Annotated in this window: 14 protein-coding genes; 1 reads left to right on the top strand and 13 read right to left on the bottom strand. The window is 36.2% G+C overall.

Annotated elements, in window-relative coordinates; translation table 11 throughout:
* Positions 1 to 682 precede the first annotated feature (682 nt).
* Together AVFI_RS18095 and AVFI_RS18090 are read right to left on the bottom strand one after the other, a co-directional pair.
* Positions 683 to 1,120 (bottom strand): GFA family protein, encoded by a 438-nt coding sequence (locus tag AVFI_RS18095; protein ID WP_065594262.1) that lies wholly within the window; start codon positions 1,118 to 1,120, stop codon positions 683 to 685.
* 460 nt (positions 1,121 to 1,580) lie between these two features.
* On the bottom strand, positions 1,581 to 2,138 hold the full coding sequence (locus tag AVFI_RS18090; RefSeq protein ID WP_054776260.1) for an invasion associated locus B family protein: 558 nt from the start codon (positions 2,136 to 2,138) through the stop codon (positions 1,581 to 1,583).
* On the opposite strand from AVFI_RS18090, the gene AVFI_RS18085 reads away from it, so the two are divergent.
* A complete protein-coding gene (locus AVFI_RS18085) occupies positions 2,117 to 2,407 on the top strand; it encodes a hypothetical protein (RefSeq protein WP_214651624.1) in 291 nt (96 codons plus the stop codon). The genes AVFI_RS18090 and AVFI_RS18085 overlap by 22 nt on opposite strands.
* 1,386 nt (positions 2,408 to 3,793) lie before the next feature.
* Here AVFI_RS18085 and AVFI_RS18080 read toward each other — a convergent pair.
* The 11 genes from AVFI_RS18080 to AVFI_RS18030 all read right to left on the bottom strand — a co-directional run bounded on the left by AVFI_RS18080 (position 3,794) and on the right by AVFI_RS18030 (position 12,246).
* Positions 3,794 to 4,396 (bottom strand): hypothetical protein, encoded by a 603-nt coding sequence (locus tag AVFI_RS18080; RefSeq protein ID WP_054776258.1) that lies wholly within the window; start codon positions 4,394 to 4,396, stop codon positions 3,794 to 3,796.
* Between the two features lie 215 nt (positions 4,397 to 4,611).
* Positions 4,612 to 5,463, bottom strand: a complete 852-nt coding sequence (locus tag AVFI_RS18075) for a TIR domain-containing protein (RefSeq protein ID WP_188863953.1) — start codon at positions 5,461 to 5,463, stop codon at positions 4,612 to 4,614.
* 768 nt (positions 5,464 to 6,231) lie between these two features.
* Positions 6,232 to 6,567 carry a hypothetical protein gene (locus AVFI_RS18070; protein WP_054776257.1) on the bottom strand — a complete coding sequence of 112 codons (336 nt, stop codon included), beginning with the start codon at positions 6,565 to 6,567 and terminating at the stop codon, positions 6,232 to 6,234.
* A 133-nt stretch (positions 6,568 to 6,700) separates the two neighbouring features.
* Positions 6,701 to 7,228: a hypothetical protein gene (locus tag AVFI_RS18065; protein WP_188863954.1), complete on the bottom strand. Its 528-nt coding sequence runs from the start codon at positions 7,226 to 7,228 to the stop codon at positions 6,701 to 6,703.
* 153 nt (positions 7,229 to 7,381) lie between these two features.
* A complete protein-coding gene (locus tag AVFI_RS18060) occupies positions 7,382 to 7,855 on the bottom strand; it encodes a hypothetical protein (RefSeq protein ID WP_054776255.1) in 474 nt (157 codons plus the stop codon).
* Positions 7,855 to 8,136, bottom strand: coding sequence for an ECs_2282 family putative zinc-binding protein (locus AVFI_RS18055; protein WP_054776254.1), 282 nt, complete (start codon positions 8,134 to 8,136; stop codon positions 7,855 to 7,857). The genes AVFI_RS18060 and AVFI_RS18055 overlap by 1 nt, the downstream gene beginning before the upstream one ends.
* 735 nt (positions 8,137 to 8,871) lie before the next feature.
* Positions 8,872 to 9,171: a hypothetical protein gene (locus tag AVFI_RS18050; protein WP_005423980.1), complete on the bottom strand. Its 300-nt coding sequence runs from the start codon at positions 9,169 to 9,171 to the stop codon at positions 8,872 to 8,874.
* Positions 9,172 to 9,404: 233 nt separating this feature from the next.
* Entirely contained in the window at positions 9,405 to 9,848 is a 444-nt protein-coding gene (locus AVFI_RS18045) for a hypothetical protein (RefSeq protein ID WP_155663023.1), read from the bottom strand.
* A gap of 138 nt (positions 9,849 to 9,986) precedes the next feature.
* The gene (locus tag AVFI_RS18040; protein ID WP_005424073.1) at positions 9,987 to 10,274 is read right to left on the bottom strand and encodes a hypothetical protein; all 288 of its coding nucleotides are present in this window, start codon (positions 10,272 to 10,274) and stop codon (positions 9,987 to 9,989) included.
* 417 nt (positions 10,275 to 10,691) lie between these two features.
* Positions 10,692 to 11,123, bottom strand: a complete 432-nt coding sequence (locus AVFI_RS18035) for a hypothetical protein (protein ID WP_155673215.1) — start codon at positions 11,121 to 11,123, stop codon at positions 10,692 to 10,694.
* Complete coding sequence (locus tag AVFI_RS18030) at positions 11,110 to 12,246, bottom strand: type VI secretion system PAAR protein (RefSeq protein WP_236782112.1); 1,137 nt, start codon at positions 12,244 to 12,246, stop codon at positions 11,110 to 11,112. The genes AVFI_RS18035 and AVFI_RS18030 overlap by 14 nt, the downstream gene beginning before the upstream one ends.
* Between the last annotated feature and the right edge of the window lie 246 nt (positions 12,247 to 12,492).

The following is a 12,492-nucleotide window of genomic DNA, read 5'->3' as shown; positions in this document are numbered from 1 at the left end:
ACACGTTTATTACTATGCCAAACAACTTGAATTTTACCGCCTTAATCACAAAACCCAAGGCAAACCCAGAACGCCGAGTGTAATAAATCGTGTTGATGCGATTGTTGTGCGTGCTTACTTTTGACTTGGCCTACTTGGTAAAGAACTGCCTGGCCAACATTTTCTAAGCCCTGATTCTAATTTACCGATACCGATTAAGCGAACAAAATGTTCTTAAATTGCGAGATGAAGTAAATGGAAAACAGATACATTTCTTACACCATTTGTACGGCTTAGTTTCAGCAGATTTGGAACTGATAAACCAAATACCCTAACCACAATTGGGATTAAAAATGTGGCGAGGAAAACACGGATGCCGGCTAAAATGAGGCAACACCAAAGAACCATTGAAGCGTAAAAATGCCTCTGAAACGCCTGAATTTAGGCCGACAATGTTTAATTGCCGACCTGATGAAACGAACGCTAAAAGGCAACAAAGAAGAGGATTTGTGATAGCTAAATAGCGCTTACAAAAGTCTCATTTCTATTGAGGAACCGTGCAAAAAATTTCGGACTCAGTACGCACAACGCCTGCATAACACGTTTGCTACGATACAGACTTAACTGAATTTTACTGCCTTAATCACTGAAACTAAAGACAAACTGACAACGCCGAGTGTAGCAAATCGTGTTGATGCATTTGTTATGCGTACGGTTTATCCGATAGTTTCAACCATTCAGATTCTGAAGGCATTGTGGCAAATTCTTCGACGTTATCGCAGATAAATGCCTCATCCCAGTTTGCTCGCGAATTAACATAGACATGAGCCTTGATTGTTGTTTCTAAATCTTCAGACATCAATCCTGCTGGTACCCAATATTTATCTTTGCTTGAGCTAAGGTTCGGCACAGGGCTTCCACAACACTGGCAAAATTCCGATTTAAAGCCTGAACTTGAAACATAACGACCAATAGAATTTGTACCCGAAAGCCATTTGAAACTATCCGCTTTAACAATTAAAGCTGAATTCGATGACGACCCAGATACTTTGCGACAAAGCGAACAATGACACTGATAAATCGGAGGTAAGGCACCAGATAGCTCAAACGACACCTCGCCACACAAACAAATACCTTTCAAACTCAAACTCCCTTAATCAAAAAAGTACGCATAACGCTGGCATAACACGTTTATTACTATGCAAACCAGCCTAAATTTAGCTGCCCTAATCACAAAACCCAAGGCAAACCAAAAACGCCGAGTGTAATAAATCGTGTTGATGCGATTGTTGTGCGTGCTTACTTTCGGCTTGGCTAATTTGATAAAGAGCTACCCTACCAATACTTCCTAATTTTAATTTACCGAAAAAATATCACGCATTTATAAATCTTATGAACATCAATCCTAGGTGATGGTACTTTACCTCTTTCAACGAATAAAGCATCATTCGGTATATAGGCTTATTAATTTCCATTCATCACCTTTAATCTCTCAAGTTGGAGTTTTTGTAGTAGCGTTAACAACTTCAAAGTTATCAGACTACAAGCTATCTATCTCAAGATTAATGATAGTTTTAGACCGTCGCTCATAATTACCTCTATTATTTATCGTTTAAATTGTTTCGCTTGTTGCAAGTTGAATAAAGTTTATCAAATACTTTTGAGAAACCATTCAACGAAATCTTATCAGTCGTAGTAAATACTTTGTCATAAGTAGTAGCACGAAACTGAATTGAGTTTCCAGACTTCATAGCTTTAATTAGATTATATTGCTCTTTATAATGACCAATATACCAATCAGGATTATCTTGAAACGTTTCAAATCGTTTATCTCCCATTTCTCCCGGCGTTAGGATCTCAAAGTAACCTTGAATAGTTTTTTTAAAACCATAACCTTGACTTTCACCACGGGATTTATTGTCAGTTACCCAATTTATTGTAGTTCCAACTTCACCTATCCAATCATTGAACAGTATGATGCGTTTAATGTCACCAGAATCATCACAACTGAAGCGCATATTACTTTTCGGAGAAGTAATTTGAGTTATAGTTTCACCAGTAAATTCATCAACATTATTTTCAAAGTCCCAAGATCCAGCCATAGTCGTAGTCGATAAAAGAATAGGAAATAATGCTAGTGCTGATTTTATTACTTTCATATTACGCTCCAATTTTGTTATTTCATTTAAGTGAGTTAAATATATATATTCCTCGTGAAGAATGGAAATTTTTTGCATTATTCGAACGATTTAATTTCAGAATATTTGGAATTGATAAACAAAATATTCTCGCTATAATCGGGATTGAAAATACTGCCAACAAAACATTGATGCAAACTGAAAAAGGCATAACCAAAGAACAATTGAAGCGTAAAAATGCCTCTGAAACGCCTGAATTTAGGCCGACAATACTTAATTGCCGAACCTGATGAAACGAATACTAAAAGGCAACAAAGAAGAGGATTTGTGATAGCTAAATAGCGTTTACAAAAGTCTCGTTTCCATTGATGAACCGTGCAAAAAATTTCGGGCTTAGTACGCACAACGCTGGCATAACACGTTTATTACTATACAAACCAACCTGAATTAACCGCCTTAATCACAAAGCTAAAGGCAAACCCAGAACGCCGAATGTAATAAATCGTGTTGATGCGATTGTTGTGCGTGCTTACTTTCGGCTTGGCCAGCTTGGTAAAGAACTGCCCTGCCAAGATTTTCTAAGCCTAGATTCTAATTTACCGATGCCAATTAAGCGAACAAAATGTTCTTAAATTGCGAGATAAAGTAAATGGAAAAAATACATTTTTTACGCCATTTGAACTGCTTGGTTTCAGCAGATTTGGAGCTGATAAACCAAATATCCTTGCCACAACTGGGATTGAAAATGCTAAGAGGAAAACACTGATACAGGCCAAAATGAGGCATAACCAAAGAACAATTGAAGCGTAAAATAGCCTCTGAAACGCCTGAACTTGGGGAAATAAGGGCTAATTTGCCGAACCTGATGAAATGAAAAGCAAAAGGAAGCAAAGAAGAAATTCACGCTTACTAAGCCGAAACTACGAAAGCCTCGATCCTTTTGATGAACCGTGCAAAAAATTTCGGACTCAGTACGCACAACGCCTGCATAACACGTTTGCTACCATACAGACCTAGTTGAATTTTACTGCCTTAATCACTGAAACTAAAGACAAACTGACAACGCCGAGTGTAGCAAATCGTGTTGATGCATTTGTTACACGATCTTTGTCAACGCTTCTATTAACTTGGTAAAGAATTGATTTACCAAGATTTACTGTAAACTGAGTTTAATTAGACTGGCTCAATTAAGCGAGCAAAATATCATTTCAACGGCAATAACTGTGAAACGAAACAATCCCTTTTTCTTACACCATTTGTACGATTTGGTTTCAGCCTGTTTTGAGCTGATAAACCAAATATCCCAACAACAATTGGGATTGAAAATGCTGCGAGCAAAACACTGATGCAGACTAAAATGAGGCAAGGCAATGAACAATTGAAGCCTGAATTAGTTTCTGAAACCCATGAACTTTTGGCAATAATAGTCAATTGCCGAACCAGATGAAACGAATATTAAAAGGAAACAAAGAAGAAGGAAAATCACCTACTTTCACACCTAAAAAACTAACGGCTCAATCGCTGAACTGAGCCAAAAAACTGCGATCTTAGAGTTCGTGTAACGCCTGCATAACACGTTTACTACTATGCAATTATACTCAATATTGACGCCTTAAAACGAGAAACACCCGGCAAACTGAGATTGCCGAGTGTAGTAAATCGTGTTGATGCATTTGTTATATTTTATAGTTATTCTTACTTGTCCAGCCAATTCGCCCTATACAAGTGCCATTTAAAATTCTAACTTTAATCATGCTTGTAAAAGGAGTTTGCTCCTCGCTTAGTAATTTAACTTTAGATCCTGATTCCGCATAACATGCATCTTTATAATCAAAAACATCAGATGTTTTGGTTATAGCAGTAGTTCCGCCATCAGGATTGCTTAAATAAGGTTGTTTTTTTTGTTGTTCTTTTGTATTTTTCTGCCAACCTTCTCCTCCAAAATCTTGCATTACTAAAGTAAAAACCTGACTCTTACAACTGTTACTATTTTTCATTGCTTCAGCAAGTTCCTCTTGCCTCACACCTAGCCAATCTTCCTCTGTGTACTCTGCATCCACTTGACTTTCAGCAGATACCAGATTTCGTATAATTTTGCCTACATTCGCCTTAGCACTCGCAGAAATTTTAAGACTTGTTCCATTGCCAAATTGCTGCGGTGTTGTACATAGGGCTTGCGCAGCTTCCATTGCCATATTGACTTTATCACTCGAAGCAAAAGAAGAAAAAGAAGAGACGGACAACATCCATACAATTGCAACTCTATTTGTACTTTTCATAACTTCATTCCTATTAATTACAATCAACGGAACTGTACATAAACACAACTGTGAATGCAAACAGTAAATATCATATAGGAAAAATATAACGCCTGCATAACACGTTTGCTACTATGCAATTATACTTAAAATTGACGCCTTAAAACGAGAAACACCCGACAACCTGAGATGCCGAGTGTAGTAAATCGTGTTGATGCATTTGTTATGCGCACGCCTCAGAACGGGATATCATCATCAAAGTTCATTGGTGGTTCAGCATATTGCTTTGGAATAGCTTGAACTTGAGGCGGATTAAATATCTTATCTAAACTATCTTCATTATCTAGAAGATAGTCACCTCCATCACCTGTGAGTTTATAACCAAACCACTCATTACCATTAAAATCACTATCTATAACTCTTTCGATTAAATTGAGTTTCTCAAGCTTAATTAAAGATAAGTTGAACTTATAATCTGGGATTGAACTTTGAAATTCAGAAGAATTTAAATACATACGATCTGTTAATGTTGGTAATAACGTCCCCATCATTTTAATCATCGAATCCGTAATTTGGTGTTCAGGCATCCCTTTTTTGCTATTAACTTTTACAATATCTCTAGACTGACGTTGAAAAAAACCTAGTTTTTTAATCTGTGTTATAAATCTAGTACAAGCTGCATTTACTGCCGATTCCATATCTCCATCACCACGATTTGGAGCATAATCACAAGTATTTATCCCAAGAAGGTCGGTTGGCATATGCAGCTTTTCATCTCGCGGTTTTAATATAAAACAGCGTTCTTTTCCTAAAGCACCTATAAATAATCCAAGTTCAAATAAAACATTATCACGGACGGTTGGCTTTAAGTTTTCTCTCATATTAGTGAGGTCATCAGGAGTAAAGATAAATAATGCAAAATCCACATTATTTGCTTTAGTTAACAATGAGCTTAAAGTATCACCGCCAGGTTCAAAGATTTTATCCCAAATGGTTACTTCAACTTTTCGATCTAAACAGACATTACAAGCGCTTGCGACATCATAGCTTTCCGAAGACGATCCAATAAATAATCGTGGTTTTTCCATTTACTTTACACCTACTTTTAACAAGGCTTTTATTATAACACAGGCAATTCAATAGGTTAATTTGACTGCGCATAACGCCGCAATAACACGTGCGAACGACTGACTTTCCAAACCAATTATACTTCAAACCACAAACGCCGAGTGTAATTAGCATCGTGTTGATTGCTTTGTTACACGATCTTTGTCAACGCTTCACTTTAATTGGTAAAGAACTGATTTACCAAGATTTGCTGTTAAAGGATTTTAATTAGACTGACTCAACTAAGCGAGCAAAATATCCAATCAACGGCAATAACTGTGAAACGAAGCAATCCTTTTTCTAGCATCATTTGAACGATTTGGTTTCAACAAGTTTTGTACTGATAAACCAAATATCCTCGCCACAATTGGGATTGAGAATGCCGCGAGGAAAGCACTGACGCAGAATAAAATGAGGCATAACCAAAGAACCATTGAAGCGTAAAATAGCCTCTGAAACGCATGAACTTAGACCGACAATAGTTAATTGCCGAACAAGATGAAACGAGAGCTAAAAGGCAGTAAAGAAGAAGGAAGGCCACCCTACTTTCACGCCTAAAAAACTAACGGCTCAATCGCTGAACTGAGCCAAAAAAACTGCAATCTTTAGTTCGTGTAACGCCTGCATAACACGTTTGCTACTATGCAGATTAAGCTCAAATTTACCACTTAACACGGTAAACCAAAAGAAATCTAGAATGCCGAATGTAGCAAATCGTGTTGATGCATTTGTTATGGTGCAACTTTTAGTTATCGATTAAGTTGAGTCCAGCTTGATTGCCCGTCGAGTTTAATCATATTGAGTTCATGAGAAAGCCGAAAGCGTATACCAATATATTTTACACTTGGAACTAATGACAACCCTTTAACAAACAGTTTCGCAGAAGATTTCTTCTCAAAAAGTGGGACATTTAAACTTTCAAGTTCAGAAAGAATCTTACTGTTAACCAGTATGTTACCCTCATTATCGTACTCAACATGAGTAAGACGAACCAATTTATAATTTATTTGATCCATTGGTAATGTTGGATCAAAAGCATATAACATTTGGTTTTTATCACCTTTATTAGCTAACAAATAAACCATTTTAATCTCCTGCACCATAACGCCTGCATAACACGTTTACTACTATGCGATTATACTTAATATTGACGCCTTAAAACGAGAAACACTCGACAACCTGAGATGCCGAGTGTAGTGAATCGTGTTGATGCATTTGTTATATGGCTTTTTTTCTGTGTATTTCTAGTGACCGCATGACATCACCTAACTCTTGGTTTAACAAAGACCAAGAGCTTGCTACTTGTTGGTTGAAAGCCTCATAGGAGGCTTGCTCAATTATTAATTGTGAAATCGTTAAAGAAGAAAAACTACTTATTAAAGCTAACTTATTTAACGCAATGTCTTCGAGTGGCAATAAATCATTTACACGTTCTTCAGTTTGTTTATTAGCTACAATTTGACGACTCCCCCCAACCTGCCCACAAAACACCGCTAATTCTGCGTAAGCAAAATCGATAGTCGTTTTAGTTTCCTTAGCTAAATTAACACCACTACAGATTGACTGTAATGAGTTTGAGATAGATTGAATTAATAATAATTTTTGTTGTGATTCAGCCAAGTTAGCTGATTTTTTTGCTGAAAATGCTGACATAAATGCAGCACAAGATGACAAAAACGCCGCTACTACTGCTAATAAACTAATTACCTGACTCCAATGCTCAATTACTAATTCTACAAATTTCATTTTAACTCCATAAATGATGAAACCATATAACGCCTGCATAACACGTTTGCTACGATACAGACCTAGCTGAATTTTAACGCCTTAATCACTGAAACTAAAGGTAAACTGACAACGCCGAGTGTAGCAAATCGTGTTGATGCATTTGTTATGTGTTTATACTGTTGGATAGACCAATTTCTCATTATTGTTTCTATAATCATCAGCCCAAAGTAGTTTAATTGTATGCTTACTCGGCGTTTGCGTATGTACTATTGCAATTAACTCAACAGACCCAAAAGTTTCTAAAGATTCAAGAGGAAACTTATCATGAATTTCCGAATCAATGACAATATGATTACCTTCAGGAAATTCAATTCTAACATTTCGAGCAACAGATTTACCTTTATTCAAAACCTTGAGCTTATACTTATTATTACCAAGATGAATAATATTAGCGCTCAGATCAGCCTTTTTATCGCTTAATACTTCACCTGTTTCTTTATCAACTAACAGCTTATTTAGTCTCTCTTGACTATCAATAAGTGACTTTTGACGTTTGTTAAAAACCACTGTTTTCCAAGTAGCATACGATGACAAAATCAAAGCAAATGTTGAAACAATATCACCAAAATCAATTGTAATAGCCATTATTTAAACCTAATATTCTTGTTGCCCTTAACTGCATTATGTAACATTTCCCGTATTTTATCTGCTGCGTCTTCAAGTATCTCTGGCTTGACTTCTTGAATGTTTTCATGAACAGCTTCACTATTTTCTAGCAATAACTCATCCTTAGTGAGTGAGCGGTTGCACCGTGCACATTCCATTACTTCTATTGCATGGTCTGCTCCACGCTCAATATTAAAATCACTACAACCACATGTAGGACATAACATGCGAATACTTCTCTGATATTTCTCTGGGTTCATAGTTTTCTCCTAAAACACATAACGCCGCAATAACACGTGCGAACGCCTTACTTTCCCAACCAATTATACTTCAAACCACAAACGCCGAGTGTAATTAGCATCGTGTTGATTGCTTTGTTATACGAACCTTGCTTTCGCTCCAATTAACTTGGTAAAGAACTGATTTACCAAGATTTGCTGTAAAACGATTTTAATTAGACTGGCTCAATTAAGCGAGCAAAATATCCAATCAACGACAATAACTGTGAAACGAAACAATCCCTTTTTCTTACACCATTTGTACGACTTGGTTTCATCAGGTTTTGAGCTAATAAACCAAATATCCTAACCACAATTGGGATTGAAAATGCTGAGAGGAAAACACTGATGCAGGCTAAAATGAGGCAACACCAAAGAACAATTGAAGCCTAAAATAGCCTCTGAAACGCCTGAATTTGGGGCAATAATAGTTCAATGCCGAACCTGATGAAACGAACACCAAAAGGAAACAAAGAAAAAGGAAAACCACCCTACTTTCATACCTAAAAAACTAATGGTTCAATCGCTGAACTGAACCAAAAAACTGCATTCTCAGAGTTCGTATAACGCCTGCATAACACGTTTGCTACGATACAATCCTAGCTGAATTTTAACGCCTTAGTCACTGAAACTAAAGGCAAACTGACAATGCCGAGTGTAGCAAATCGTGTTGATGCATTTGTTATGTGCGTAGCAAACTTTAAATACCATATTTATTTACTTAGGTTTTGATAACCCTCTTTTCTTATATTCTTTTTCGTAAATCACTTCATTTATTATCCACCCAAAGTAATTCAGGATTAGTCCAAAAACGAACAAAAAAGGAATTTGAACGTATAAGTCTAATCGGTATTCTTCCCATGAACGAACTTTGTCGAAAACAATAAACCCAACCAAATACCCAAAAAAAACCGCGCCACCAATGAGCAAAGTTTGTTTGAGCACATAATTTAGCTGTCCTTTTTTACGTGTAAGAGCCCAGCGTTCAAAGCGTTTATTTTTCCATTGTTTGATCATAACTCACACTCTTTGCTTAATTAATACAAAGACTAAGGTATACCTTTCACGATAAATAAAATGTGCACTAGTTCAATAGAAAAGAAAGACCACCTATAAGCAACAAAAAAGCACATAACGCCTGCATAACACGTTTGCTACGATACAGGCTTAACTGAATTTTACTGCCTTAATCACTGAAACTAAAGACAAACTGACAACGCCGAGTGTAGCAAATCGTGTTGATGCATTTGTTATGTGCGTAACCAAATATTCATGCGTTCTTCAGATTTTTTAACTGCATCGATAGAAAAAAGTTTAGGGTATTTTAAAATGACTGCTTCAAATGCATATTTTTCTAATCCCATTTCAACTAAAGCTGTATATCCTTGTGTTACTGATTCTCGATTAACTGCTCTCTCAACTGCTTCAATTATTCCATGACGCTTTATCATTTGCCAAGTGCGACTAGCTCGTGTTGTTTTACCATTCTTTTTAGTTAAAATAGCTTCATACGCATAAACTGCTTCAAGAGATAATTTTTCCGCCATTGTTTGGCATCCATATAGCTCAGCCCTAATTTCGATAGCTCTAACTTGAGCTTGTTGTGCCAAGTCACTCTCTCCCAATCTAAGAGCGTTTTTTCTAAACTTCGCACATGAATCTACAGTTTTAAGATTTCTAACTCGATTATCCATATCAATTTCCTTTTGAAAGCACATAACGCCTGCATAACACGTTTGCTATCATGCAGATTAAGTCCAATTTACCACTTAATGCGGTAAACCCAAAGAAATCTAGAATGCCGAACGTAGCAAATCGTGTTGATGCGATTGTTAGCTGTTTTCATCACGATAGTAATAAACTTTTGTTTTGTTAATCCGTGAATAAATCCATAAACCCAATACGATTAAAGTGATAAAGAAAATACTAACAAAGAATAGAAAAAGTGGAGCCACTACCAAGGCCATCACACCTATTACTGGCGTCTCGTTCAATTTAATCGATGACATATCGAACATGCTTGAAATTCCAAATAAAAGCCCTACAGGTAAAGAGCCTATCAGAGCTCCGATTGTGAGGTGTTTATATATTGTTCCTGCACTTAATTTTTTAAATTCCATATTAATCTCTTTTATTATGATTAGTTACGTCCTTGGGGTATCTTAGGTTAAATTAGAACAGCATAGAAATTCAGCTTATACGGTAGTTTTCTAAAAGAAACGGTATGTTAATCACGACTTTCTGAGGAAATCACTCCAGAGTAACTAGCTCACTAGGAGTCACTTCACAGTAAATAAGAAGATAATTGGAAATCTCAATTTAAATTTTCATTAATAATTACTTCAATATGCATCGAAATGCTCAAAACCTACTTTTCATTGAAATAGAAATATGAAGTAGTTCAACAGCTAACGCCTGCATAACACGTTTGCTACCATGCAAACCTAGCTGAATTTTACTGCCTTAATCACTGAAACTAAAGGCAAACTGACAACGCTGAGTGTAGCAAATCGTGTTGATGCATTTGTTATATGCGCTTATTTTCGTTCACAATAAGTTAAATCGTGAACATAATCATGCATTAAATTTTGTTTATACCCCATTTTATCAGAGCATTGAAGTAAGCCATTTGGCTTAATAACTAAGAAATAATTTGCATAATTGACAGTTAATCCAATAACTCCAAAAATTAGCATAGGATAATATTTTAACTTTCTAACCACCCTGTTTTTATAATTAAACTTATCTCTTATTGCTAAGACTCCCAAATAAAGTAATTCAAGAAAAAATCCATTAGCAGTAAACACGACCACAGGAACAAATGAATCGAAACTAAACAATAGCGAATCACCGACTTCAACACCAAAAATTAGAGGTGTAATTAATTGATAGCTAATCCAAAATATGATAAACCAAAAAATAAATATAATTAAAAAAGATATTATTAATTTTTTTCTACTGTGTTCCATCAAAAACCTCAATAACTTCATTCACTACAGACTCAAGAAAATTAGTACTATTAACAACTAACTTTTCTTGAAAATCCGTTTGCTTATCTGTCCACCAAACTACGACACTAGTTGCAGCAAAAATAACACTACCGCCCACAAATGTTACAGGAACTAAAACTGATGCAGCCATTCCAACACCTAACGAAATACCTGAAACTATAAGGACATTAACAAATAACTTTGCCTGTTCTACCCCTAACTTAGTTAACGTATATTCATCATTAACTATAAATTGCAGTACGTTTATTCCTGAGCCAACCAAAATCTCCATTGGAGCACTAACTTTAACAAATCTAGCCATCCCTTTAACGGAATCTAGAGCGCCTAAACCTAGTTTTATAACTTGAGCATTATTAGCTTTAAATACACCACCATGAAGTAACGTTTGGCTCCATTTGTCATAATTTTTAAGAATAACATAATCTACACCATCAATATTCTTAACTAATGCCGTAACCCCTAACCCTCCTAGAGCTTTTGCCGTTTCTTTGGCATCATAAAGTCCAGTAACCGTATTCTTTAATGTTTTCAATTTATCGAAAGAATCAAAAAAAACAGCCCACTCATCAGGTTCAAGAACAGCAAACTTAACAATATCTTGTGTATATTCTACATTTAGCTCCTTTTCCCCATCTTTGGCTAAAGGGTTATAAGGTGGCCAATATCCCGAACCACTTGGTATTCTGATTGGTTGTGATGTTTGCGAATTAGCGCTATTAGTGCGTGCTGTGGTTATTCTCTTGCTTTCACCTGATTCTAATTCCGAAAGTGGACTACTTGTAGGTGGTTGATATTTGTCTCCGATATTAACTGTCCCACTTCCAATAGTTACCCCTCCACAACTAATTTCACCACCCGTAATAGCAGCAGGTTTACCATTAATAAAGACAGTTGAAGAGCCTGATGATATTGTCCTAGGATGCGGAGGATGTTTGGGCTTACTATGTGGAAGTAAAGGGTCACCGACCCTTGCTGCTGGTTGGCCATCAAATTTTACATCTGGTGAACCAGATAAAATTGGGGTTTCAGGGAAACCATCATGAGCCGTACCTATATCACCAACTTTAACGCCTTTAGACATAACATAATCCTTTATTTATTATACTGATGCTAGTATATGACTATTGTCTGCACGAGCTAATAAATAAGAGATAACTTCGGCTTTCTTCACGTTTTTGATAAGCATATAACGCCGCAATAACACGTGCGAACACCTTACTTTCCAAACCAATTATACTTCAAACCACAAACGCCGAGTGTAATTAGCATCGTGTTGATTGCTTTGTTACACGATCTTTGTCAACGCTTCTATTAACTTGGTAAAGAA

Origin of the sequence: Aliivibrio fischeri ATCC 7744 = JCM 18803 = DSM 507 (assembly GCF_023983475.1) — a bacterium.
Taxonomy (GTDB): domain Bacteria; phylum Pseudomonadota; class Gammaproteobacteria; order Enterobacterales; family Vibrionaceae; genus Aliivibrio; species Aliivibrio fischeri.
Note: the sequence above shows the minus strand (reverse complement) of the source record. Positions and strands in the feature narration are given on the sequence as shown.